Annotated in this window: 20 protein-coding genes; 6 read left to right on the top strand and 14 right to left on the bottom strand. The window is 55.0% G+C overall.

The window, feature by feature from the left end; genetic code table 11:
* Positions 1-2 precede the first annotated feature (2 nt).
* A complete protein-coding gene (locus QML71_RS08225) occupies positions 3-470 on the bottom strand; it encodes a TraR/DksA family transcriptional regulator (RefSeq protein ID WP_282011444.1) in 468 nt (155 codons plus the stop codon).
* Between QML71_RS08225 and QML71_RS08220 the strand changes: the two genes are divergently transcribed.
* Entirely contained in the window at positions 454-885 is a 432-nt protein-coding gene (locus tag QML71_RS08220; protein WP_282011443.1) for a hypothetical protein, read from the top strand. The two genes, QML71_RS08225 and QML71_RS08220, sit on opposite strands and share 17 nt — an antisense overlap.
* 167 nt (positions 886-1,052) lie before the next feature.
* Here QML71_RS08220 and QML71_RS08215 read toward each other — a convergent pair whose 3' ends face one another.
* A complete protein-coding gene (locus QML71_RS08215; RefSeq protein WP_282011442.1) occupies positions 1,053-1,340 on the bottom strand; it encodes a Dabb family protein in 288 nt (95 codons plus the stop codon).
* 173 nt (positions 1,341-1,513) lie between these two features.
* On the opposite strand from QML71_RS08215, the gene QML71_RS08210 reads away from it, so the two are divergent.
* Positions 1,514-2,236, top strand: a complete 723-nt coding sequence (locus QML71_RS08210) for a DnaJ domain-containing protein (RefSeq protein WP_282011441.1) — start codon at positions 1,514-1,516, stop codon at positions 2,234-2,236.
* A 2-nt stretch (positions 2,237-2,238) separates the two neighbouring features.
* On the opposite strand, the gene QML71_RS08205 is transcribed toward QML71_RS08210, so the two are convergent.
* The 10 genes from QML71_RS08205 to QML71_RS08160 all read right to left on the bottom strand — a co-directional run bounded on the left by QML71_RS08205 (position 2,239) and on the right by QML71_RS08160 (position 11,766).
* Positions 2,239-3,654, bottom strand: coding sequence for a hemolysin family protein (locus QML71_RS08205; protein ID WP_282011440.1), 1,416 nt, complete (start codon positions 3,652-3,654; stop codon positions 2,239-2,241).
* Positions 3,654-4,925, bottom strand: coding sequence for a hemolysin family protein (locus QML71_RS08200; protein ID WP_282011439.1), 1,272 nt, complete (start codon positions 4,923-4,925; stop codon positions 3,654-3,656). The genes QML71_RS08205 and QML71_RS08200 overlap by 1 nt, the downstream gene beginning before the upstream one ends.
* A gap of 114 nt (positions 4,926-5,039) precedes the next feature.
* Positions 5,040-6,068 carry a thiamine-phosphate kinase gene (gene thiL, locus QML71_RS08195; protein ID WP_282011438.1) on the bottom strand — a complete coding sequence of 343 codons (1,029 nt, stop codon included), beginning with the start codon at positions 6,066-6,068 and terminating at the stop codon, positions 5,040-5,042.
* Positions 6,069-6,094: 26 nt separating this feature from the next.
* Entirely contained in the window at positions 6,095-6,328 is a 234-nt protein-coding gene (locus QML71_RS08190; RefSeq protein ID WP_282011437.1) for a hypothetical protein, read from the bottom strand.
* An 83-nt stretch (positions 6,329-6,411) separates the two neighbouring features.
* A complete protein-coding gene (locus QML71_RS08185) occupies positions 6,412-7,890 on the bottom strand; it encodes a protein adenylyltransferase SelO (protein WP_282012583.1) in 1,479 nt (492 codons plus the stop codon).
* Between the two features lie 19 nt (positions 7,891-7,909).
* The gene (locus QML71_RS08180; RefSeq protein ID WP_282011436.1) at positions 7,910-8,320 is read right to left on the bottom strand and encodes a CBS domain-containing protein; all 411 of its coding nucleotides are present in this window, start codon (positions 8,318-8,320) and stop codon (positions 7,910-7,912) included.
* 186 nt (positions 8,321-8,506) lie between these two features.
* Complete coding sequence (locus QML71_RS08175) at positions 8,507-9,145, bottom strand: Lcl C-terminal domain-containing protein (protein WP_282011435.1); 639 nt, start codon at positions 9,143-9,145, stop codon at positions 8,507-8,509.
* A 155-nt stretch (positions 9,146-9,300) separates the two neighbouring features.
* A complete protein-coding gene (locus tag QML71_RS08170) occupies positions 9,301-10,134 on the bottom strand; it encodes an SIR2 family NAD-dependent protein deacylase (protein ID WP_282011434.1) in 834 nt (277 codons plus the stop codon).
* Positions 10,121-10,768, bottom strand: a complete 648-nt coding sequence (locus QML71_RS08165) for an HD domain-containing protein (RefSeq protein WP_282011433.1) — start codon at positions 10,766-10,768, stop codon at positions 10,121-10,123. Before QML71_RS08165 ends, QML71_RS08170 begins: the two co-directional genes overlap by 14 nt.
* 308 nt (positions 10,769-11,076) lie before the next feature.
* Entirely contained in the window at positions 11,077-11,766 is a 690-nt protein-coding gene (locus QML71_RS08160) for a phosphoadenylyl-sulfate reductase (protein ID WP_282011432.1), read from the bottom strand.
* A 442-nt stretch (positions 11,767-12,208) separates the two neighbouring features.
* Here QML71_RS08160 and QML71_RS08155 point away from each other — a divergent pair, with 442 nt between their 5' ends.
* From QML71_RS08155 to QML71_RS08140, 4 genes are all read left to right on the top strand, one after another.
* Complete coding sequence (locus QML71_RS08155; protein WP_282011431.1) at positions 12,209-13,579, top strand: trypsin-like peptidase domain-containing protein; 1,371 nt, start codon at positions 12,209-12,211, stop codon at positions 13,577-13,579.
* 79 nt (positions 13,580-13,658) lie between these two features.
* On the top strand, positions 13,659-18,563 hold the full coding sequence (locus tag QML71_RS08150) for a multicopper oxidase domain-containing protein (RefSeq protein ID WP_282011430.1): 4,905 nt from the start codon (positions 13,659-13,661) through the stop codon (positions 18,561-18,563).
* Positions 18,564-18,751: 188 nt separating this feature from the next.
* Positions 18,752-19,561, top strand: a complete 810-nt coding sequence (locus QML71_RS08145) for a carboxypeptidase-like regulatory domain-containing protein (protein ID WP_282011429.1) — start codon at positions 18,752-18,754, stop codon at positions 19,559-19,561.
* A gap of 249 nt (positions 19,562-19,810) precedes the next feature.
* On the top strand, positions 19,811-21,064 hold the full coding sequence (locus QML71_RS08140) for a c-type cytochrome (protein WP_282011428.1): 1,254 nt from the start codon (positions 19,811-19,813) through the stop codon (positions 21,062-21,064).
* Here QML71_RS08140 and QML71_RS08135 read toward each other — a convergent pair whose 3' ends face one another.
* Together QML71_RS08135 and QML71_RS08130 are read right to left on the bottom strand one after the other, a co-directional pair.
* Positions 21,065-22,993 carry a c-type cytochrome gene (locus tag QML71_RS08135; RefSeq protein WP_282011427.1) on the bottom strand — a complete coding sequence of 643 codons (1,929 nt, stop codon included), beginning with the start codon at positions 22,991-22,993 and terminating at the stop codon, positions 21,065-21,067.
* A 42-nt stretch (positions 22,994-23,035) separates the two neighbouring features.
* Entirely contained in the window at positions 23,036-23,893 is an 858-nt protein-coding gene (locus tag QML71_RS08130) for a peptidase associated/transthyretin-like domain-containing protein (RefSeq protein ID WP_282011426.1), read from the bottom strand.
* Positions 23,894-23,907 lie beyond the last annotated feature (14 nt).

Here is a 23,907-nt window from a genome sequence, read left to right as displayed (position 1 = left end):
CTTCAGGAAACTTCCAGGTTTTCCTGGCATTCAATGCAAAGCGGCGTCAACGGCATGATCTGCAGACGCTTCACTGGAATGTTTTTCGAGCATCCCTCGCACACGCCGTAAGTCCCCTTCGCCATTTTAAAAAGCGCCTCTTCGATCATTTTCAGCTCGTTGCGTTCCCGGCTCGACAGCTGAAACGCCATTTCCCTGCCTTCCAGACTGGAGGCCAGATCGATTTCGTTGCTGAAAGTCAGTTCGCCCACATTGCGCTCGACTTCCTGCGACGACTTGATCATGGTCATCAGTTCGTTGCGCTGATGGATCAGTTGGCCGCGGATTTTGAGAAGGAGCGGGTCCAGGTTGCGAGGCGGCGGTTCCTTATGAACTTCCGGCTCGGAGGATGCCTCGGGTTTGGGAGTGGCCTTCGCTTTGGGCGCCGGCTTGGCTTTGGGCGTCGGCTTGGGTTTGGGAACGGCCTTCATCGCCGCCTTTTTCTTTGCCGGAGCGGTTTTGGCTTGGGCCGTTTTTTTGGCTACCGTTTTTTTCTTTGCTGGAACAGCCTTTTTGGAAGAAGCCGTTTTCTTTTTGGTCTTCGCCTTGGCCGTGGATTTTTTTACCTTGGCCTTGGCCTTTTTCGCGGTTTTCGACGGCGCTTTCTTGACCGCCTTTTTCTTAGGGGTGGTCTTCTTTTTGGCCGTAGTCTTTTTCTTGGTCCGGCTCAGAGCTTTGGCCTTGGTTTTCGTTGTTTTTTTCTTGGCCACAGACTTCTTTTTGCTCGCAGATTTTTTCTTTTTAACAGCCACCGCGCAGTCTCCTGTTTCGATCGAGGTGTGGGTACATGTTTTGAAAAAGAAATTGTTGAATAAGGTGATCCCGCTTTTGAAATTGCTTATTTAACTCTGATTGCACTCGAAACTCAAATTTTTTTCATTTTCTTGAATAACTAATTTACAGTTAATGTGCATAAAAGAGCCAACAAAGATTATCACTGGTACCCCAAAAGTACAAGATTTTATTTATGTTATGCGGATTTTATTAGCCCGGAACGGGCCCAATACCCCTCTTCAAATCTCATAATCGACGACAACGGTAGGCTGGCATAATTCGCGCGCGAGGGCGATGACCGGCTGATGGACCGGATGGGCGGCGTAGGTTTCCAATCCCTTGCGGTCGTCAAAATGAGTGACCAGGGCGATGTCGAAAGAACGTTCCGACTCTTTAAAATCGCGGCCCACTTCCAAAAACCTCAAACTTTCGATTTTCCCCTGCATGCCTTCCAGCGCGTTCGCAAGTTTGTCCGCATTCTCCGCAGTTTTTTCTTTCAGTTTGAACATGACAATGTGTTTGACCATCCCTGGCTTCTCCCGGACAAGAGGACTATTTTTTAAGAATGCCAAGAGTACCCGGATCCTTTCGTCCGATCAAGTCTTGCCGAGTTTTGAAGTGAAAACGGGCAGGCGAATGTTGTATGGTTGATTGAAGCTGAAGCAACCTGTTCAATCTTTTTGATTTTGGAATTCTGGTTATGTCCTGGTTGTTGGGTGCCGGATTTGGATTTTTGAGAGGCGGTCCGCTGGGTGCGGTGATTGGTGGCGTGACCCAGCACGTCGTGTCAAAAAAATTTCAAAAGCTGGTGCGTAAAAGCCTCCCCGGCGTGAAGAACGAACCGGTGTTTGTGACCTGTGTCATCGTGGTGATGACAAAAATCGCCATGATCAAGGGCACGGTGCGCCCCCGCGAAGTGGAAACCATCTACCGCTTTTTTGTGCGCAACCTGAATTACCGGGAAGGAGATTTCGAAGGCATCAATCGCGTCATCCGCGAAGTGTACGGCCTCAATCCGGATTTGAAGCCGGTGGTGAAACAATACAAGCAGGCGACGGAATCGAAATACCGCTCGCTGTTGTTGACGCTGGCCTATCAGGTTGCGTTGGTCGAGGACTCCTTAACGGAAGGCACGCAGAAAGAGATCAATGAGCTGGCGCGCCTATTGGATCTTTCCCATGAAACGCACAACGCGATTCGCGAGAAATTATCTCTTGATGATCTGGTGACGCCTTACGGCGTGCTGGGGGTGCCGGTATCGGCCACCGATGAGGAAATCAAAAAGGCGTATCGCCGCCTGGCGTCCCTGTATCATCCCGATCGTGTGGCGCATCGGGGTGGCGAGGAAGTGGAGCAGGCCCACATCCGGTTTTTGCAGTTGCAGGACGCGTATCGGGAAATCGGGTTGATCCGGCGGTTTTGAAATCAGGATCGCGGGGAAGACAGGGATGAGGCCTTTTCCGGTTTTTTCTTTTTTTCAACAGGCGGCTGTTCCGGCAGCAGTTGGTCGTCTCCATCCGGAGCCGGTTTTTCTCTGACAGTCGGCGTGGTGCCGCCGTTCCCGACCGGGTCCTCATCTTTATTTTCCGCATCGTAATCCGGAGGCAGCCGGCGCAGGATCACGGAGTTGATTTTGCGTTTGCTGGCTTCCTTCACCGTCAACCGGCACCCCTCTACGATCACCTGATCTCCCGCCACCGGGATTTTTTCCAGCCGGTCGATCATCAATCCCGCCACCGTTTCGTAATCGCCTTCAGGCAGGTCGAGGTGCAGTTCTTCGTTGAGCATGGCGATTTCGATGTCGCCTTGCACGAGGTACCCGTCCTCATCGTATTTTTCATAATACTTCTGCGGCTCATCGTACTCGTCTTCGATTTCTCCGACGATCTGTTCCAGCAGGTCTTCAATGGTGATGATGCCGACGCAGCCGCCGTGTTCATCCACCACGATGGCGAGATGCAGGCCGCGTTGTTGCAGCTCCTTCAACAGGTCGTCGAGTTTTTTGTTCGGCGGAATGTAATACGCGGGCCGGATGAGATCGGTGATCGGGCTGGCGTCCTGCGGCACGGTCAACAGGTCGAAGGTGTTGAGGATACCGATCAGGTTGAACATGCGTTCATGAAAAACGGGAAGCCGCGAGAACCCCGATTCATTGGCCAGTTTGTTCGCTTCCTCCACCGTTGCCGTGTCCGAGATGGCGTACAACTGGATCAACGGCACCATGCATTGCTCCGCCGACAGTTCTCCGAAATTGAAAATTTTGTGAATCATCACCCGTTCTTCCGGTTCGAGTTCCGATGTGTCGGATTCCGGGTGCGAGATGTGGCGGATTTGTTCCCGGCTGATGCGTGTGTAGGTGGGGACGTCGGACTGTTTGAAAATTTTCTTATAGATGAATGCGTTGAGGTGCGTGAACAGGGCGTTGAACGGCGCCAGAATTTTGCTGAAGATGTTCAGCGGGTACACCATCGCCGACATGATGGCGTCGGAACGGCTCTGGAAAATGAGCTTGGGCACGATCTCTCCCGCGAACAGAATGAACGGGGAGATGATCAGCATCGACAGAAAGTCGCCCCAGCGGCCGAAATGGGTTACCAGGTAGCTGGTGAACACAGCGGTGGAACTGACCACGCAAAGGTTGGTGCCGAGAGAGGTGATGGCGAACAGTTGTTCCGGCGTCTGCAACAGCTTATTGATAAGACGGGCGGAGCGCACACCTTCTCCAGACAGTTGCTCCATGCGGATGCGATTGACGGAGATCATGCCGATCTCGCATCCGGAGAAAAAACCTTCCATGAGGATGAACGCGCCAACCAGAATGAGAGTCGTTCCGAGATCCATCAGGTATTGTTCGCCTCCTCCTCGATCACTTCAGCCTTCGGTTTTTTGATGGCGTTCACGGTCAGGTGCAGACTCAGGATGCGTGCCCCTTTCATTTTTTCCACGCGGAATTTAAACCGGTCGAAGGTGATGGTCTCTGCCGAGCGGGGGACGCGCCCGAACAGCCCGAATACGAATCCGCCGATGGTGTTGAACTGCTCGTCCGGCAGGCCGGCGGTGAAGTAGGCGTTGAATTCCTCGATGCTCAGCATGGCCTTGAGGCGGTAACGCTTTTCGGTGATTTTATGAATGTAGCTTTCCTCGCGGCGCATTTCGCTGTCGATTTCGCCGACCAGTTCTTCCAGCACGTCTTCCAGCGTCACCAATCCGTCGATGCTGCCGTACTCGTCGAGGACGATGGCCATGTGGCGTTGTGCCTTGCGAAAGTTTTTGAGCATGTCCTTCAGATTTTTGGAAGCGGGCACGGTGAGCGCCGGTTTGACGATGCTCTTCAGGTTGAACTTGTCGGCAGGCAACTGCCGGTAGTTGGCGAGATCCTTGGTCAGCAGCACACCGACGAGAGTTTCCTCGTCCTCTTCAAAAACTGGCACGCGGGAATAAAAGTTTTCGGTGATCTGCGGCATGATCTCATCCATCTTCTGATTGATCGTCAGGTAGAACATGTCGATCTTGGGCGTCATGACTTCCTCGACGGTTTTCTGCCCGAATTCGATCACATTGTGGATCAGTTCGCCTTCCTCGGCGTCGATGATGCCTTCTCCCTCGCCGATCTTGACCATGGCGCGGAAATCCGCATCGGTGATGATGCCTTCTTCCTCGAAAGTCGGCACGCCCAGGTAGGTGATGACCCGTTGAGCCATGCGCACGAATGGTTTCTGTATGGGTTGCACCAGGTAGGCGAATACCTTGAGCGGAAAGGACGCAAACAGGGCGAACCGTTCCGCAAAATTCAGGGCCATGGATTTTGGCAGGATTTCGCCGAAGAGGAGAATGAGGAAGGTGCCGATACCGATGGCGATGGCCACCCCCATGTCCCCGAACACCGTCAGGGCGATGGATGTTGCCAGCGCGGACACAGCAATGTTGACCAACTCATTGCCGATGTAAATGGTGATGAGCAGTTCGCGGGGCGTTTGAAGCAGGTCGCTGACTAAATTCCCTGTCCGTCCTTTGTGTTCTCGGAGCGAGGCTACCTGTGCGGTGTTGAGTGAAAAGAAGGCCGCTTCACATGCCGCAAAAAATCCGGATAGCCCCAGCAGAAAAAACAGCAAGACGGACCGGGGTAATATTGATGACTCGTCCAAAAGTTCTTTTAAGCCCCCAAAAGGCCGGAACCTGATGCCTGTATCAATGAAGTGTTTCCCTGCGCGGGATGAGGTCGTTGCTCAACCATTTTCTTTAAAATGATTGAATCCCACAGGATTTCGGAGAACTTGGCGGCGTCCGTTGCTGCGGACCCAAGTGACCCCATTTTTCCGGGCCGAAATCACTCCGATTTGAGTCACAGGTGTTCCGTATTTAACAAACGACTCCAATAATTTTTTAACATCTTCAGATTTTAATGTAAATAATAATTCATAGTCCTCGCCTCCTTGGAAGGCCAGTTCGCCGGCCCGGAGCCTGTTCCCGGCACACACGTTTTCAAAGGCTTGGCTGAAGGGGAGGGCGCATTCCCACACCTCCGCGCCGACGCCGGAGGCTTTCAGAATGTGGTTGCAGTCCTGGCTGAGACCATCGCTCAGGTCGATCATCGAAGTCACCCGCCACTTCGAGCGGGCCAGTTTGGCCGCTTCCCGCACCCGGGCGGTGGGTTCGAGGTGGCGTTGCACCAAGTGTTTTCGATCGGCGGCGCGTCCGGTCCATTTTTTGCGCGGCGATTGCAGGATTTTGAGACCGAGGGCGGAGTCGCCGAGCGTGCCCGTCACCAGGAGAGCGTCTCCCGGTTGCGCCCCCTTGCGCGTGAACAGGCGTTTTTTATGGGTCTCGCCGAACACTGTCAAGCTGATCATCCAGTGTTTGGGCGTGGACACCGTATCGCCCCCGACGAGGTCGATCTCGAATTCCCGGCAGGCCCGGTTGAGGCCTTTATACAAACGGTCGAGAAATCGCACCGGAGTGTTTTTGGGAACGCCCAGGGTGATGACGGCAAAGCGGGGCAGGGCTCCCATTGCCGCCACATCGCTGGCATTCACCGCCACCGTTTTCCATCCCAGCTGCTCCGGCGTGTGCGTCTTCAAATCGAAATGAACGGACTCGATCAACGCGTCGGCGGTGACGACCTGGTAGTTTCCTCCCGGCTGGGAGAAAACGGCGCAATCGTCACCAATGCCCTGGACGACCCGGCTGGACTGGGTGGGGATGTGGGACTGGAGGCGGGCGATCAACCCGAATTCGCCTAAACGATCAAGACTCATGCCGGCCCTGTTTTGCGGTTGGGGGATTATTGGTTTTCTTTAAAGAAGTCACGGGCGAGACTATCGAAATCCATCTGCTTCTCGATTTTGATCGACAGCTTGTCGCCCACGGCAAACTGGTTTTTCTGGAACGTGTTCAGGTCGAGGGTGATCTCGATCTCGTTGCTGGTCTCCTCGATCCAGATCACCAGCTCCCTCTCAAACTCCGCTTTGTTCGGCGGCACTTTGGTTTGAGTGATTTCACCTTCAAACATAATCATACAGAAAATCCTTTCTCACGGTTGGCGGCCGGGTGGGACCGCAGAGATCGAAAGCTAAATATTATGGAATGAATCAAAGGGTCTTACGCGGAACAGCTGACCTGCATGCCGAGGTAAGGCTCCGGTGTGTCGCTTGCGTAGTGTGTGGGATCGATGTCCCATTTCCGGAACACCTCCGGCTGGTCCCCAAACGGGTATTTCAGGATAACCCGAAGCCGTTCGATTTCCGAATAATCATTTTCCTTGAGAGCCCGGTCGATGGCTCCCTGCGCCAGGTAGTTGCGCAGAATGAATTTCGGATTGACCGCGTCCATGGCTTCCTGCTGTTCTTCGGGGGTGATGTCCTCCCGCTCAAGCAGGCGTGTGTAGCGGTCGAGCCAGGCGTTGAGTTCTTCCGGATTGCCCGGGAAATACGAGCGCAGGGTGGCCAGCGATCCGGTGCGAAACCCGGAAAGTGTGCGGAAGAAATTGGTGTGATCGGGTTTGTGCCGGGACAGCACCTGAATCATGCCGCTCACCAGGCTGTCGAATTCCGCATCCAGCACGCTGAGTCCGAGTTTGCGCGCCATCAGGGTGCGGTTGTAATGGTTGAAGCGGGCGGAATACCGTTCCAGTTCCTGTTGCAGGCGCTCCGGCTCCACCAGGTGCGTCAGGGTTTCGCCCAGCTTGGCCAGATTCCAGTGGCCGATCTGCGGTTGCTGCGCGTAGGAGTAGCGGCCGTGCATGTCCGAATGGTTGGGGATGAACATCGGATTGAACCGGTCCATGAATCCATACGGGCCGTAGTCGAAGGTTTCGCCCAGGAGCGACATGTTGTCCGTGTTCATGACGCCGTGCGCAAAGCCCACCGATTGCCAGCAGGCAATCATCCACGCCGTGCGATCCACCACCTGCGCGAACAGTTGCGCGTATTTGTCCGGCGCCGTTTCCAGTTCCGGGAAATAACAGTGGATGGCATGGTCGGCCAGTTCCGTGACTTTTCCGGGACGATTGGTGTAGTGGAAGTAATCGAAGTTGCCGAAGCGCATGTGGGTGCGGGCGACGCGCACCAGCACGGCGGCGGGTTCCGGCAGTTCGCGCTGGATCAATTCCTCGATGCCGACCAGCGCCAGGGCGCGGGTGGTGGGAATGCCGAGACCGGCCATGGCCTCGCCGCACAGGTATTCGCGGATCGAAGAGCGCAGGGTGGCGCGCCCGTCGAAGCCACGGCAGAACCGGGTCTGGCCGCAGCCTTTCAGGTACACGTCCCAGCTTTCGCCGCGGTCGTTTTCAATCTCTCCCAGCAAGAGACCGCGTCCATCTCCCAGTTGCGGATTGTAATTGCCGAACTGGAAGCCTGAATACACCATCGCCAGCGGCTGGGCTCCGGGCAGGGCGTGGTTGCCGCCGAAAGACTGCCAGAACTCGGGCCGGTCGAACGCGTTGGGATCGAGGTCGAGCAATGCCGCCACGTCCGGATTGCTGGCGACCGGAAACGGGTTCGTGACGGGAGCCGGAGCCTTGTATTGATAAAACTCGCCTCCCAGCTTCACGAACCGGTTTTTGAAATTCAGTGTCTCCACAGATCGCAACAGTAAAACCTTAAAAGTCCTCCCGGACCTGAAAATCTTTGGAATAATAAGCCACCAGATCTTTGACGGAAAGAAGACCGACGATTTTGTCTTCTTCGGTCACCGCCAGATGCCGGATCTTGTTTTTTTGCATGAACCGGTTGGCTTCCTCGATGGGCATATACCGGTCCATGCTCTTGATGGGCTGGCTCATGATCTCAGTGGCCTTGATCTCTTCCGGGTTTTTTCCTTTAGACAGAACTTTCTGGGTGAAATCCCGCTCGGTCAGAATTCCAATATCGTCCCCGTACTCTTCCACGATGAGGCTGCCAACATGATTGGCTTCCATAAGGATGGCTGCGTCCTGAACCGAGGCTTCGGAATCGATACGCAGAACGGGAGACGACATGTAATTACTGATTTCTTCAAGAATATCTGTCATGGGATCCTCCTTGTTTCAGTTGAAGGAGCAATGAACCCTCTTCTTGATGGTTCGATGAACGAGAGAGAGCTGGGGTTCTTTTTTTTGTAAAGTATGACGTGTTTCGGGCAGGGGCCGAGGGGCGACCCGGGCGTAAAGGATCGCCGCATCCGGTGTGAAAGATAGAACCGGTTGAAAGGAAAGGTATTAATCGCTATTTCGGACCAGCCAGACATAATAGTTCTTGGCCGAAGTGTGGTGCCAGAAAATGGCCCCAATATTAAAATGAATCAACCAGGCTCCCTGCTCGCCTTGCTGGCAGAGTTTTTCCTGATAGCGGTCTTCAATGACAGAAATTTTTTCGCAGGTGGTCGAGGTCCAGTAATAATGGCCCCGCCCATCATCGAAAATGGGGTTGACCCAGGCTTTCTGTCCACTGGCATTGGTCACTCGATCGTTGTAAAGCAGGGTTTTCAATTCGGGCAATGTCGGCAGACGCCATCCGGTTTTGCCGGCCAGTTGTGACGTCAGAGCCATCTCCTCGGCTTCCTGCAGGGAGTACTTCTGGTCACGAATGCCGGCCTTGACCCAGGTCAGTTTGTTGATCGTGTCCTTCACCGTGCCGTCGCCGTTTTCGACAAAATTGGGAGCCGGCAGGGCTTCCATCCGGGTTTCCGAAACCTTCTTGCATTCCACCAACAGCGGAGCGGCATTCGGGCATTGATTCAGAATGTCAAAATGCCCCAGGGTCTTCATCATGGTACAGACTTCTTCCTTCTTGCAGGCAGCGGAAGCACTGGCTGCCAGAGACAACCAGAAGACCAACACGATTGCCAGAATGCGCATTGTGAAACTCCTTGCTGGAAACTATGGTGACTCAGGAAAAGCTGTCGAACAGGTCAAAGAATACTATATTTTCTGACACGAGGAAACGCCTATTTTTTGATCATATAACGCCTCGGTGACGCACGGGGGGGACCGGGGATTTTTTCAATGAAACCTCAGTTTTTTAACGAACTCAATGCCTTGTCCAGCGCTTCCAGTGCTGCCTTGCCCGGCATTTCCAGCATGAACTCCGTGCGCAGAATCGAATTGGCGCTGGAGTCCAGATTGATGTTGACCACCGGCACACCCTGATCGCGAAAATGCACGGCCAGATAATCGTTGGTGGGCACGGCCCCGGAACTGCCGATCAGTAGCACCGCGTCCACCGGATTCTGCACGAAGCTGGAAAACCGTTTTTCCTGTTCGGGGTGACCGATGTACTGGGCGTCGCCGAACATGAGGATGTGCGGGCGCGCTACGGCTCCGCAATGCGGACAGGTTGGAAAGTTTGCTGCTTTCATGGTGTCGTAATCGAGGTCGCACAACGGCACCGCGGGCTCGTCCCAGAAATCGCCGGAGCAGGGCCGCGTGCATTGCAAGCGCCACATGGAGCCGTGGACTTCCTTCACCCTGTCCGCCGCCGCACCCGATCGCAAATGGTAGCCGTCGGTATTTGTGGTGTGGATGAACGCGTTCTCGAACACTTCATCCACCCAGCGATTCAGGATATGGTAGCCGGGATGCGGCTGGTTCTCGTTGGCGTTGCGCCGCCGCCATTCATAAAACGCCCAGGCATGTTCCAATTCATTTTCAAACGCCCAGGGATTAGCCAGGTCCTGTGCTTCCAGCCCCTTGGACCTGAACGGCGGAAAGTTTTTCCAGTACCCCTCCTTGTCGCGGAAGGTGGGGATGTTGGAGTCGGCACTCATACCGGCGCTGGTCAGAATTAAAATCGAGTCGGCCAGCGACAGCACTTTGGCGCAACGCAAAACCTGGCTAGAGTTTTCCATCCCATTCCCCGAAAAATTGTTGCAGATACTGTTCCATGAAGCGGTGCCGCTGGTCTGCAATGGCGCGCGCCGTGGGCGTGTTCATGCGGTCCTTGAGCAGCAACAGCTTTTCATAAAAATGATTGATCGAGGGCCCTTTGTTTTTTTTGTATTCGCCGAAACTCTGGTGCAGCACCGGCTCGTGACCGGGGTCGTGGATCAGGCGGTTCCGGTTGCCGCCGTAGGCGAAAGCGCGGGCGATGCCCACGGCGCCGATGGCGTCCAGCCGGTCCGCATCCTGCACCACCTGGCCTTCCAGCGAATCGACCGGCGTCTTCACCCCGGCCCCCTTGTACGAGACCTGGGAGATGATGGCGCACACCCGCTCCACCGTCTCGGCGGGCAGGTCGTCCTTCAATAGATTGCGGATGGTTTCGTAACCCGGCTCCTCACTGCCGTTGCCGAGTTTCCAGTCGGCGACATCATGCAGCAGGGCAGCGATTTCGACGACCGTGCGGTCGGCCCCTTCCGCATCGGCCAGCGTGCACGCCGTCTGCCAGACGCGATGCACATGCCACCAGTCGTGGCCGGACCCGTCGTCGGCAAAAAAAGATTGAGCGAACTGGCGGGTTTTTTCAATGATGGCTTCGGACATGGATGGATGTGCTTTCAACAAGAGGTTTGCACTGATTTATGATGTCGAATCTTATTTATACTCGTGCCTAATTTCAACTCCTATTCCACCTTCCCAAGCTGGGGATCGGCAAGCGCATGCACGCTCAAACGTCGTTGTCACAGAGCATTCTGGAAAGCCGTTATCAGGAAGGCGACTCGTTTTTCCATCGACGGAGTCCGGGCTGGAAAATCCTGAACGTCTGTATTCTTCTTGGAATGGGCCGGGGGTGGTGAGGATGCCGACCCGGTAGCGCAACCGGGAGTGGCCTGAGCGGAGCGGATGGGGCTTCAGCGGGGACGGTGCAGGCCGCATTCCTTGTGTTCGGGGTTTTCCCACCACCACCGTCCGGCGCGGATGTCTTCTCCGGGTTCGATAGGGCGCGTGCAGGGCGCGCAACCGATGCTGGGATAATTGCGGGCGTGCAGGGCATTGACCGGAACCTTGTGTTCGGCGATGTACTGGTTCACCTGCGCCTCGGTCCAGTCGGCCAGCGGATTGAATTTGACGAGCGGCGGGTGGTCGCTGTCTTCATGCGCCTTGGCGATGTCGGTGCGGGTCACGCTTTGTTCGCGACGCACGCCGGTGATCCACGCCTCCAATTCCGCCAGGGCGCGACCGAGCGGCTCCACCTTGCGGATGCCGCAACACTCCTTGCGGTTTTCAAGGCTTTCCCGGAACGAAAACAGGCCTTTCTCCCGCTCCAGTTGTTGCACCGCTTCCGCGTTTGGAAAATACGCGCGGATGGGGATGCCATACTTGTTGCGGGTCTTCTCCATGATCTCGTAAGTTTCCTCGTGCAGGCGGCCGGTATCGAGCGTGAACACGGTGAACGGCTTGCCGGTGCGGTGGGCAAGATCAATGAGCACCATGTCTTCCAGGCCAAAACTGGAGGCGATGCCCGCGCGTTCCCCATAGCGATCCAGCGCCCAATCGAGAACCGCGGCGGCTGATTTGTTTTCGAACTCCTGCCAATCCATTCCTAAACTCCCGAATCCATAATGTTTTATGTTTTGCAAGTGTACACCAGAAGCCTGCTGAGGGAAAAGAAAGTGTATTATTTACCAAGGTTTACACCGGGTTGCAAGGTGGTTTTTTTTGCTTGACACCCCAACGAATTATGTATATATAAAGTGATTCCAAGGGCTCCAAAGCCTTTATTTTTTCAGGCACTATCCGCGTATGGATCGAATTTAATACCCTGAAAACAATGGGTTTTTGGGGTGCCCATTGCGCCGATGGGGACCGCAGTTAGGAAGAAAAACGGTAATCCAGGTTTCGAATGTGAGGCGATCTGTAAGGTGCAAGACCTGTTTCGGTCCACCCCAAGCGGAATAATTCCTCCATCATTTCTTTTCTTTCCGGGTTTCTGCATTAGGAGATACACCCGATTTGCAGGCGGAGCACTGGCAGGGTCGAAACATGAAAAGCCGGTTCGTTTCCATTTATATGTTGGCGTTTGTTGCTTGTCTGGCATGGAGTGACGGAGCCTATGCGGAACATTCCGTGAGCCGTGGCTTGCAGGTTTTGGCGGAAGTGGAAACGGGGCTGGTGGGCTTGGCAGAGCATACGCTGCCTGCGGTGGTCAGCATCTCCCCGTTCGTGCCGACGGGTTCTGTGGGGACTCCGGAGTCGTTGCGCAAGCGCCCGACCAATGCCGGTGCCGGGGTGATCGTCAACGGACGCGATGGCTATGTGATCACCAATGCTCATGTGGTGAAGCAGGCTGAAAAAATCAAGGTGACGTTGTACGGCGGTCGGGAATTTGTGGGTGAGGTCCTGGGTGCCGACGAAGAAACCGATCTGGCGGTCGTGAAAGTGAATAGCGATGAGGTCCTGCCGCAAGTGGCGCTGGGCGATTCATCGATGTTGAAGATTGGTCAGTTGGTTGTGGCCATTGGCAACCCTTACGGATTGAACGACACTTTGAGTCTGGGCGTGATCAGCGGATTGAATCGGGAGAACATCAACCTGTCCCGATATGAAGATTTTATTCAGACGGATGCCTCCATCAATCCGGGCAACAGCGGCGGTCCGTTACTCAATATCCGTGGCGAGGTCATCGGTATCAATACCGCCATCATCAATTATGCGCAAAGCATCGGCTTTGCGATTCCCTCCAATGTGGTCAAGAGCGTTTCCCGACAGATCATCGAGCATGGCCAGGTCAACCGCGGTTGGCTGGGAGTCGGCATTGAAAATGTTCCGGACGACCTGGCCCTCAAAGAAAATCTGGAAAAAGGTGAGGGTGTGATGATCAATTCCATTTTTGAGGGACAACCTGCCCACAAGGCCGGTCTCAAGGTGGGTGACATCATTCTTAAAATCGGCGGCTCCGCCGTGGGTTCCCCCAATGGCATGATTCGTTTGATCGGCAACGTGTCTCCGGGGCAACACATTCATCTCGATATATTGCGCGACGGCAAGGCGCAATCCCTGTCCGTGCAGTTGGGCCACCGCAAGGAGCAGGTGGAGATCGCATCTTTGCAGGCGAATCCACTTCCCGAGTTGGGGTTCGACTGGTCGGAACTGGAACGGGAAGTGCAGGGCCAGGAGCAGGATTCGGATAAGAAAAAAGAAGGCGTTCTGGTAACACGGGTGGAGCCGGGTAGCTCCGCCGATCAGGGCGGCCTGATGGTGGGTGACTGGATCACCTCCCTGAATGGTCAGGATGTCCTCAATCGGGGGCATTTTGAAAATATTCTTCGGCAGAATTATCAGCGGGGATCGGTATCGGTCACCGTTCAGCGCGCCGAGGAGGAAGTCATGTTGACGCTGAGCAAGCGCGAATAACCCAGTGGGTTTTTCTATATAGGTTCCAAGATTCATGTTTATTATTTTTATTTAGCGGAAGAATCTTAGGAGGTCGCAAATGGCAATCGCTAAAACATCAAAGTGGGTGGGGCAGCTTCTCGTTGTCCTGCTGACCGCGTTGGGTCTGGGTGTGACTCCGGCTCTCGCGAACTCAGAACATGAGGGGCATGCGGGTGTCGATCGTCCTGAGTGGTTGAAGAAACTGGAAGACCAGGTCAACTACGAAGAGATGATGGAAGGCTTGGAAGGCAACCAGCAGAAGCTGGATAAAACCTTCCGCACCCTGATGGACAACCTCAAGGGCAAGCTGATGGAACATGCCGTCCCCGCTTCGTCACAGGGTATGTTTCATGAGTCGTGGGCGGCGCATCAGCTGCAGCAGGGTTACCTGTTGGGACCCACGAAGGCCGCTAACAAGGTGTACAAGGGTGCACATTGTCCCGCCGGCGTGCCGACCAAGCACTATGACGTCAGCGCCATCAACGTGGAAATCACGTTGAACCAGTGGGGCGATTACTACCCCGGCTACATGTACGTGCTGACCAAGGACATCGATAAGGTCCGTGCCGAAGAAGAGAAGAATGCGGCAGCCCGGGAAGATGCGTTGGATGCGGGTGCGGTGTCCGCGGGCATTCAGGGCGATGCCATTCAGCCTATGGCCATCCGCGCCAATCAGGGTGATTGTGTACGCATCTCCTTTCACAACAAGCTGGAATACGAGTCAGCCGGTTTTCAGATCAATGGTTCGGCCATGATCATCAGTGAAAGCGGTGCTCCGAACACGGCGGCGACCAAGGGAGCGATCATCCGCCCCGGCGAAAGCCAGGAGTTCGAATGGTACATCCCGATTGACGAGCAGGAAGGCGCGCACATGATCGTCAGCCATTCCGGTCGCGATCCGTCTTCTCTGGGTCTCGTGGGTGCGTTCATGGTTGAGCCGCGCGGTTCCACCTATTTGAACCCGTGGAACGGTGAGGCTCTGGAAAACGGCTGGATGGCGATGATCGCCAATAAGGAATCCAAGGACTTCCGCGAATTCGTCATTTTCTACCACGAAGTCGGCGACGAATCGTTCCGTCCGCTGAACCGCCATGGTGAAATGATTCCGCAGCGCGATCCGCAGACGGACTCTTACCGGCCGTCAGCGCGTGCGATCAACTATCGCAGTGAGCCGTTCGGCATCAACAACCTGGCTGTTCAGGAGAAGATGTTCCACTTCGAGGATGAGTCCTTGGGATACAGCTCCTACACCTTTGCCGATGCACCGACCACGATTCCACGATCGTATCTCGGTGACCCGGCCAAATTCCGGCTGGTTCACGGCGGGGGTGAGGTGTTCCATTCCCATCATCCGCACGGTGGCACCATCCGCTGGACGCGTTCCCCGAAACGGGAGCCGGGCCTCGAAAACCTGACCACCGCAGCGTGGGACGGTCCCGTGAAATACCCGGTTGTTCGCACCACGACTGACCGTGTTGACGTAAAAGTCATCGGCCCGTCCGAGGTGGTGGATCTGGAAACCGAATGTGGTTCCGGCCTCTGCCAGCGGCTCGCGGGTGACTTCCTGTTCCATTGTCACGTGGCGCATCATTACGTGGCTGGAATGTGGGGGTACTGGCGTGTGTACAACACCCTGCAGAATGGCAATTATCCGTTCGGATCCACGGACGTCATGCCGCCTTTGCAGGAGCTTCCGGACCGTCAGGGCCGGATTCCCAAAGGTGTGACTTCGGACCAGTTGGTCGGCAAGTCCATGGACTGGTTTGGCAAGCACTTCCAGATCACGGATAAAGGCAAGAGTGATTGGAACCGGGAATCTCCGGTCGTCAACGTCAAAGACTGGGTCAAGTACATGTTGCCGCCCAAAGGCAAGCCCGGTCACACGGACGATGAGAAAGGACAGATCCTGGCGTACGACGGATCGGTTTGGGATTACGACTGGAAAGGCACTCAGGCGTTGTCCGAGCCGGAAACCACGTACAAGGTTCCGAAGTACATTTCTCCGCGCCCCGGCAAGCGGCATCCGCTCCAGTTCAGCCCGCTTACGGGTAAGCTGGCGTGGCCGCACATGACGCCGCATTTTGGCAAACGGGTTCCGTTTGCGCGGCATCACGGTGGCGCTCCGTGGCTGGAACCGTTCCATATGCTTCCCGATCCGAAGATTCTGCATTCCGAGTCGGGGAGCGGCAAGTCCGGTCCCAACGTGGAAAACTCTTCGCCGGCCAAACCGGGCGCGCATGGACGTTGGAGTCTGTGTCCGGACGGTGCCGGTCGTAAACAGTACAACCTCCACTTCATCAACACACCGATCGAGGTGTCCGGCGCTTATGGCAAAATCGCGCCGGTCATGGATAAATACGGTCTGATTTACGTGATCGATGAAGAAATGGCCGAGGTGAAAGCGGATCCGAAAAAAGCGATCCCGCTGGTCATCCGCGCCAACGTGTACGATTGTGTGGACGTGCTGTTGACGAGTGAATGGAATGACGATGATTTCACCAACTTCCAGATGTCGAAGGTGAACATCCATCCGCATTTCTTCCAGTTCGACAACCAGGCGTCGGACGGCGTTATCACCGGTTTCAGTTACGACCAGTCGATGCGTCCGTACACGCAGTTCAGCAAGAAAATGAAAAAGGGGCACCACGTCGGTATGCCGGTGCCCATGAACGCCAAGCTTCTGGAGTCCACGAAGCCGGGTGCGAACACCGTGAAAATCAAGATGGCAGACGGGGCGACCCCCTACCATGTTGGTGCGGACATCATTGTAGGCATTGAAGTGCCCAACAAGAAGGACGCACGGTGGATTGAAAAGATCAGCCCGGACCCGTCCAAAGGCTTCGCCAAGGACGGCGTGTACACGATCACCTTCTCGGAGGCCATGAGCCATCCGCATCAGAAGGGTCAGATTGTGTCCACCGAGTACGTACGGTACCGCTGGTGGGTGGATGCGGACGTCGGCCTTGTGTTCTGGCACGATCACGCTTTCGGCGCCACGACGTGGCCGCACGGCGGTATTGGATCGACCATCGTAGAGCCGTGGGGTTCGACGTATCACGATCCGAAGACCGGCAAGACGGTCCGCAGTGGTCCGGTGGTGGATATTCATGGTACGGAACCGGTTGCGTATTCGCGCAGCGGCGCCTTCCGTGAAATCGTGGTTCAGCTTCACGACACGGTCCCGCACACGGCACAGCTGGTACGCAAGGGGAATCCTCCGGGTCTTTCGCGTGAGAACGCGATTGCAGCCGGTCAGTCGGTTTCCTTCCAGATGCCGCAGGACATGTTGGAAGTTGCGTTCCCGCATTTGAATGGTGGGACGCACACCACGGGTGGTGGATTCAACTTCCGCGCCGCGTCGCTGACGTCGCGTTTGAGGGCGAATTCGAACCCGCAATGGCTGTTCAGCAGTTTGAAGCATCGCGATCCGGATACCCCTCTTGTGCGGGCGTATGTGGGTGACAGCGTTGTGTTCCGCCTGTTGCACGGCATGCAGAACGAGACCCATACGTTTGTCGTGTCGGGTCACGGCTACCGCCCGGAGCGGTACGACGGTGACTCCCGCGTGACGAACACGATCCATATCGGTATCGCTGAGCGGTACGATTTGGCCACGACGGCAGGTGGTTACCAGCAGATGGCCGGTGACTACTTGTTCTACAATGGCCGGACGTCTCATCTGTCGGAAGGCAGCTGGGGTATTTTCCGGGTCTATGATGAACTGCAGAAAGACCTGAAACCGTTGAATCCGCATCGACCGATTCCGAAATCCAACAAGAATCTGTGTCCTGCAGATGCACCGGTGAAGCAGTTCAACGTGGTTGCCGTTGACAAGGCTTTGAAGTTCAACCCGAACGCAGATGATTTCCTCGAGGTGGACTTTGAGCGCAAGCTGATGCTGGCCAACCCGGAAGGTAAAGTGTTCATGCTGGAAAACGAAGTGAGCAAGGCTTCGGACGACGATGTGATGCCGCATCCGCTGACGTTGCGGGTCAACATCGGCGACTGTGTGAAGGTCAAGCTCACCAATCGTTTGAAGGAAAGCAACACTTCTTTGCATGTTAACAACATCGCGTTTGATCCCAGGGATTCTCAGGGTATCAACGTGGGTAACAATCCGGGAGACCAGACGGTCGCCCCCGGGAAGTCGAAGGCTTACACCTTTTACGCGCATCCGGGATTCAAGATCAACGGATCGCTGATTTGGGACTTCGGCAACCTGGTCGGTAACGTCCGGGATGGCCTGTACGGCGGTATCATCGTCGGTCCGCGGGGTTCCGTGTACCGCGACCCCGAAACGGGCAAAGACATCTCCCTGGGCAACTCCTGGAAAGCGGACGTCATCATCGACAAGTCCTATCCGGAAAATGCGGATATGGAAAACTATCGTGATTTCGCTCTGTACTTCCAGGACGAAGACAACATCATCGGGACGTCCTTCATGCCTTACCTGCAGAACGTGGCAGGTTTGACGGGCGTCAACTATCGACTTGAGCCTTGGCTGTACCGCGAGTACGAGGGATGTGACTTTGGCAACATGTTCACGCCCTGTGTGGCTGCGGATGGCGAGCCGGCAACCCCGGTTCTGAAGGCTCATGCCGGAGACAAGGTGATGATCAACGTCTTTGGTGCCCATAATGAGCAGAATCAGATGTTCAACCTGGATGGCCACCAGTGGCGCCGTCATATGGACCAGGATGGGTCTGATATGATTGACGTTGAGCAGTTTGGAGCTGGTGAATACATCCAGGCGCACCTGCGGAATGGTGCCGGCGGCACGTACCACAACCCGGGTACCTACCTGTGGTTGAATGCGCGCACGCCGTACCAGCAGGCGGGACAATGGGGTTATTTCAAAGTCCTGCCGCAAGGTGACCGGTCGATCCTGCCTCTGGTTGGAGCGACCCCGCAGGGGCTGAAGTCGGCTCAAAATGCGGATGACAACAAGCTGTCCATGCGATAATCTTGCATTGACAGTAAAAGAATGGGGGGGCTCCCTTGCGGGGGCCCCTTTGTTTTAAGTTTTTTGCATTTTGTGCTATGATCCCAGCTTTCAAACTGAAAGTGGTTGTGTTTTTTTGTTGGTGTACGCGTTGTGTTTAAGGAAAAAATTGTCGCTTGAATGTTTTTAGTAATAAGGAGAGAGAAGGAATGATTAAAAAAAGCTTGGTCAATGTACTGGTAGTACTGGTTGTCCTGGTTTTCTCAGCCTCCCTGTCTTTGGCAAAAAAGGGTGCATATGAGGAAGGCAGTGTTAGCAACGGAGGTTCCATCAGTGGTGTGGTGACCCTGAAGGGCGATGCACCGGAACCCATTATGGAAGACCTGAACAAAGGTAAGAACGTGGAGTTTTGTGCCACACATCCTGATACTCAGGAAGGCAACGTCCGCCCGCGGCATAAAGTGGTTGCCAATGGTGGCAAGCTGAAAAACACCGTGGTTTTTATCGAAGACATCTCCAAGGGTAAAGCCTGGCCGGGGCCGATCAACTTCGACTTCAAGAACTGTGATATCGAGCCGAAAGTGGCCGTTGTCCGCCGCCCGCCGCGGGGTGTTCGTGAAGGTTTGGTCTCCATCACCAATCAGGACCCGGATATCCTGCACAACCCGCATGGCTATTCCGTCATGGGCGCGCGCCGCAAAACCCTGTTCAACAAGCCTCTGCCCAGCAAAGGCGATGTTGCGGACGTCACCAAGAACCTGATGCGGATGCGTCCGGGTAGAGACCAGCATTTCTTCCTGCAGTGCGATCAGCACAATTTCATGGAAGCGGATGCTCGTGTTGTTTGGAACCCGTACTTCACCGTAAGCTCGGACGATGGATCCTTCAAGATCGATCAGATTCCGGCCGGCAAATACAAAGTGACCGCTTGGCATCCTTACGTTGGTACGGTGACGAAGGAAGTAACGGTCAGCGGTGGTGCAGATGCGAAGCAGGATTTCGAGCTCGCCGTTAAGTAAGCAGTTTTTTTCGCTTTAAATCAAACAGCATCGGAACATCCGTTCCGGTGCTGTTTTTTTTGTTTGAGAGGCGACAGCGGACGTTCGTTTTGCTTCCTGTCCTTTTTTGATTAACAAAGCCGCCTGAATAGGATATTCTCTGACTGGCAAAAGCCTGTATTGAATGCTTGTCCGTGGGGTTTGGCGAAGGTTCAGGACGGTTCTTACGGGCCGGGAATTTAAAAAATTTTCTCTTATAAAAAGTTTTTAATGTCCCAAAAACTGAAAATCCTGTTCGCTGCCGTCCTGATGTGGGGACTCCCCGCCACCGGGTGGCCCAATGAAGTCGGCCGTCTCGAGGATCAATTCAAGGCTCTGATCCAGAAAGGCCGAGCGCTCTATCTTCATTACTGCGCGCACTGCCATGGGCTTACGGGAAACGGGGACGGCTACAATGCCGATCACCTCGACAAGTCTCCCGCAGAACTTTCCAATCCCGAATTCACTAAAAAGAAATCCAACGAACAGATCTTCCGGGCCATCAAGCTGGGAGGCGCGGGAGTACGCAAATCACACCTGATGCCGGCTTTTGGACGCACCCTGTCGGAGGCCGAAACCTGGAGCCTGGTGGCGTACATTCGGTTTCTGGGGCGGGACCACGATCAACCCGTCTTCCTGCCTGAAGACGTGAAGCGGGGGCGTCCCCATACCCCAACCCTGGAACCCGGGGTGATGGAGGCGTTCCGGAAGTGGCACCACGAAAAAGGGGACGATCCCAAGGTTTTGGGTGATGGACGTTGGCTGTTCCGTGAGAAGAAAAGTTGTTTTGCCTGTCACACAGTGAATGGCGAAGGCGGGGAGGTGGGACCCGATCTTTCCCGTGCCGGGTTCATGTTCACTCCAGGATGGATTTATTCCTGGATTCGAAGTCCACAGCGGGTCAAGCCGCAAACCAAAATGCCGACCATCGGTTTGGATGATACGGAAAGCCGCCTGATCACGGCCTATCTGTCCAACCTGGGGGAAGTGAAACGGCCTGCCGACTGGGAGCCTTATTTAAAAGCCGGAGGGGACGCCGACAACGGCAAGAAATTGTTTTTTGACGCCAAGGGAAATGCGTACTGTTCGAAATGCCACTCGATTCAGGGAAAAGGCGGGCAGGTGGGGCCGGACTTGAGTTATGTTGGCGTCAGCCGCACACGGCCATTCATACTGGAGTCCATCCTTGCTCCTAAAGAGGTCATTACTGTCGGGTATTCATCGGTGCTCATCCTCACCCAGGCCGGACGATTTTTGACTGGAGTGAAAGTGAATGAGGATGACAAGTCGATCGATATCATCAACAAGGACGGGGAAAATATCCACGTCGAGAAAGACGATATCAAGAAATTCAAGACCCAGGAAATTTCCATCATGCCGGGCAATTTTGGAGATATTCTTTCCGTTCAGGAGATCCGGGATATCCTCACCTACCTGACGAGCCTCCCACCCGTTGCCAGCGAGTTTTCCGCGATCAAGCGCTGATCATTTCAGAATCAGTCGGTACCAGCTGGACACCGCTTTCTTCGACCCCGTCTCGCCCTCATTGCCGTCCCAGATATTGAATGCGATCGGCACCTGCTGCCCGGTGCGAAACTGAATGTCCTGCCGTGCATCGTGTGTCTTGAGTTTGCGTTTCAGCATGAGCAGGTATTGGCCATAGCGGAAGGCCACCTGTCCGGTCACTTCCTGGCTGAATCCCTTGCGCGAAAGGTGTTGCAGTCCTTGGCCGGCCCACTCCGTGACCTGGTTGGGGTACGAGGACCACTTCCATAAGGTGACGGGATGTTCCCGGTCGCCATTGAGGAAAAACGGCAGTGTGGCGGCATCGAGCGAAGCCGGGAACTGGAGAGCGAACGCATCGGGTATCTTCTGCGGTTGCGGTTTCGGCGGGGGCGGCAGAGTGGAGGGATCTGCCCGCAAATGCGCGGGCAGGGGCGGTGGCGGCGACTCCACCACCGTCGCGGTTTCTTTTAATATGGGATCAACCGTCGGATCGTCCCAGCGCACGCGGAATGCGATGTCCTGTCCGTTGTGCACCGCCTGCACCCACAAGCTGCTCGTCGTGGTGAAATAGGACTTCGGCTCTTCCTGCAATTGCCCTCCCACGGGATAAAAATATGCGGTTATTTTATTCCAGGCAGGGTCTTCCGGACTCTTCGGCAAGGCCCCCTCAATACGTGTGGCGCGCATTTCAGGGAGGACGTCTGGCCGCACCGCAGGCGACAGGGTGTACGTATAGTTCACGAGATCCCATACCGTCTCATCGGAATACACGCGGGGAGACAGGCGTGGCATGGCCGTCAGCGACAAGCCGGTGCGCAACGTTTGAAACAACTCCTTGCGGTTGGCGCTACGGCGGAACAGCCACGACTGGGTCAGGTTGCGTGGACGCAACTGGTCTTTGCCGATGTTGACGATCTTGTGTGTGGACTCCCCGTCGCTGCGTCCTTCCACGCCGTGGCACCCGGAGCAGGTTTTGATGAATAGCTGACGGCCGCGTTCTTTGCTTTCCAGTGTGAAGGCAGGCGGTTCCGGCACATCGATCACCTTATGCGTCTTGCCACGTTTTTTGAATTTTTCAAATTTGCGCCCCAGCGTTTTCAGATACAGCACCAGGCTCTTGCGGTCATTTTCAGGAAGATGCTTCCACGAAGGCATGGTCGTGCCCGGCATGCCCCGCACCAGCATTTTATGCAGATCGTTGTCGGTTGGTATTTTGCCAAATGCCGTAGAGCGGAATTTGGAGTGGCCCTTGGTGAAGTTGCGGGGACGGGGACTGGAAAATGGAGCCGCGATACCTTTGCCGTCGCCTTTGATCCCATGGCAATAGACGCAGTGCCTTTTATAAACTTTGGCGCCGCGTTCGGCGGTGGGCGTGGCGGGGGGATTCGGCAGGAAGGGGTGCTTTACCGAATCGTACACATAGAGAATGACCTTCCACATTTCCTCCGGCGTCAACGTGCCTTCCCAGGCGGGCATGGCCGAGTTCCACGGTTGAAATCGTTCCGGCAGACCGACACCGCCCTTGGCGATGCGCCAGAAGGCGAAACGCTCGCCCTTGCCGGCGTCAAAGACCAGCTTGCGCAGGTTGGCAGGGGCGGGGGAAAACCGATCACCAAAAATACCGTTGCCGTCCTTCAGGTCGCCGTGGCACAGGTAGCAATGTGTGAAATACAGCTTGCCGCCTTCATCGAAATGCTGTTCGAGTCTGCTTTTATCTTTACGAAGGGGATTGTCGAGGTTCGGCAGCGAATAGGTGGTGGCGCCGACGGTGATGGTATCGGGGAGGTCTGTGCTCTCCGGACTGGTGAACGCAAAAACCGGACTGATGGGCAGCCACAATGCAAAGGCCCATCCGATCAGCCCGGATACACTCGTCCGTTTGATGGTTTTGACAACGCGTGATGACAACGGTTATCCAGCCGGAACAAAAGTTGGTTTGTATCTATCTCTTTAATGGATGGTGCCGGGCACCCGGGCATCCTTTTTAATGCGTCCGGATTTGATGGTCTCGTAATACGGCCGCTCGATTTCGTTTCCATCGAAATGGAAATCGATCTTCACTTCCTGATTCGGTTCGATCTTGATTTTTTTGCTTCGCACCTTCATCAGGTAGTGCCAGGCATTGACGGTGTATTCCCCCGGAGGAATGTTGTCGATCTTGAACGTGCCATCCGGGCCCGTTTTGTAATGATACGGGTTCTGCACCCGGTATCCCCAGGTCTGCATGAACTCGTGCATGCCGCAGATCATCTGAAAAATTTTGTAATTTTTCTGGAATTGAACCTTCCCTTCGGAAATTTCCTCCGCCGGGATGGGAATGTTCAAAATGATTTTTCCGCGTTCCTTCTGGTACACTTGGCTGTTGTGCATCACCGCATCCTGATTGTCCACGAAGAAAGTCTCTCCCTGGCGGATCACGTTGACATCCGGATAAAACTTGCAGTTTTCAGACAGGATGTTGATGGGCTTGGACGGAAAGGATTTGCCGGCTTCGACGTGTTCGAGAGTGACGACGACATCCTTCATGCCCCGTTCCTTGTTCGCGATGAAATCATACATAACACGGTTCATCTCGTCATCGGTTTCCACCTCGGCACAGATGTCGAGATTGGGAAACAGCACGAGGTGATAGACCCGAGGTGGGGGCTTGGGCCCGTCCAGGATGGTCCTGCCCGAAATCGAGCCACCGTTTTTAACCTCAATTTCCTGGTAAGCCCACGCAGAATGGGAACCCAGCAGGAGAACCAGCAGCGCAATCAAAAGAGAATGGGTTTGTCTCGAAAAGCGTTTCGTCCAGTGTTCAAACATGATGACAACTCAGA

The organism is Nitrospina watsonii (assembly GCF_946900835.1).
Taxonomy (GTDB): domain Bacteria; phylum Nitrospinota; class Nitrospinia; order Nitrospinales; family Nitrospinaceae; genus Nitrospina; species Nitrospina watsonii.
This window is presented reverse-complemented; position numbering and strand designations above follow the sequence as displayed.

Bases quoted from the DNA above. Each gene is read 5' to 3' on its own strand.
- QML71_RS08215 (WP_282011442.1), bottom strand. From the start codon at position 1,340: ATGGTCAAACACATTGTCATGTTCAAACTGAAAGAAAAAACTGCGGAG.
- QML71_RS08180 (WP_282011436.1), bottom strand. From the start codon at position 8,320: ATGACAGATATTCTTGAAGAAATCAGTAATTACATGTCGTCTCCCGTT.
- QML71_RS08190 (WP_282011437.1), bottom strand. From the start codon at position 6,328: ATGATTATGTTTGAAGGTGAAATCACTCAAACCAAAGTGCCGCCGAAC.
- thiL (WP_282011438.1), bottom strand. From the start codon at position 6,068: ATGAGTCTTGATCGTTTAGGCGAATTCGGGTTGATCGCCCGCCTCCAG.
- QML71_RS08170 (WP_282011434.1), bottom strand. From the start codon at position 10,134: ATGGAAAACTCTAGCCAGGTTTTGCGTTGCGCCAAAGTGCTGTCGCTG.
- QML71_RS08155 (WP_282011431.1), top strand. From the start codon at position 12,209: ATGAAAAGCCGGTTCGTTTCCATTTATATGTTGGCGTTTGTTGCTTGT.
- QML71_RS08175 (WP_282011435.1), bottom strand. From the start codon at position 9,145: ATGCGCATTCTGGCAATCGTGTTGGTCTTCTGGTTGTCTCTGGCAGCC.
- QML71_RS08150 (WP_282011430.1), top strand. From the start codon at position 13,659: ATGGCAATCGCTAAAACATCAAAGTGGGTGGGGCAGCTTCTCGTTGTC.
- QML71_RS08145 (WP_282011429.1), top strand. From the start codon at position 18,752: ATGATTAAAAAAAGCTTGGTCAATGTACTGGTAGTACTGGTTGTCCTG.
- QML71_RS08225 (WP_282011444.1), bottom strand. From the start codon at position 470: ATGAAGGCCGTTCCCAAACCCAAGCCGACGCCCAAAGCCAAGCCGGCG.
- QML71_RS08130 (WP_282011426.1), bottom strand. From the start codon at position 23,893: ATGTTTGAACACTGGACGAAACGCTTTTCGAGACAAACCCATTCTCTT.
- QML71_RS08140 (WP_282011428.1), top strand. From the start codon at position 19,811: ATGTCCCAAAAACTGAAAATCCTGTTCGCTGCCGTCCTGATGTGGGGA.
- QML71_RS08160 (WP_282011432.1), bottom strand. From the start codon at position 11,766: ATGGATTGGCAGGAGTTCGAAAACAAATCAGCCGCCGCGGTTCTCGAT.
- QML71_RS08205 (WP_282011440.1), bottom strand. From the start codon at position 3,654: ATGGATCTCGGAACGACTCTCATTCTGGTTGGCGCGTTCATCCTCATG.
- QML71_RS08165 (WP_282011433.1), bottom strand. From the start codon at position 10,768: ATGTCCGAAGCCATCATTGAAAAAACCCGCCAGTTCGCTCAATCTTTT.
- QML71_RS08210 (WP_282011441.1), top strand. From the start codon at position 1,514: ATGTCCTGGTTGTTGGGTGCCGGATTTGGATTTTTGAGAGGCGGTCCG.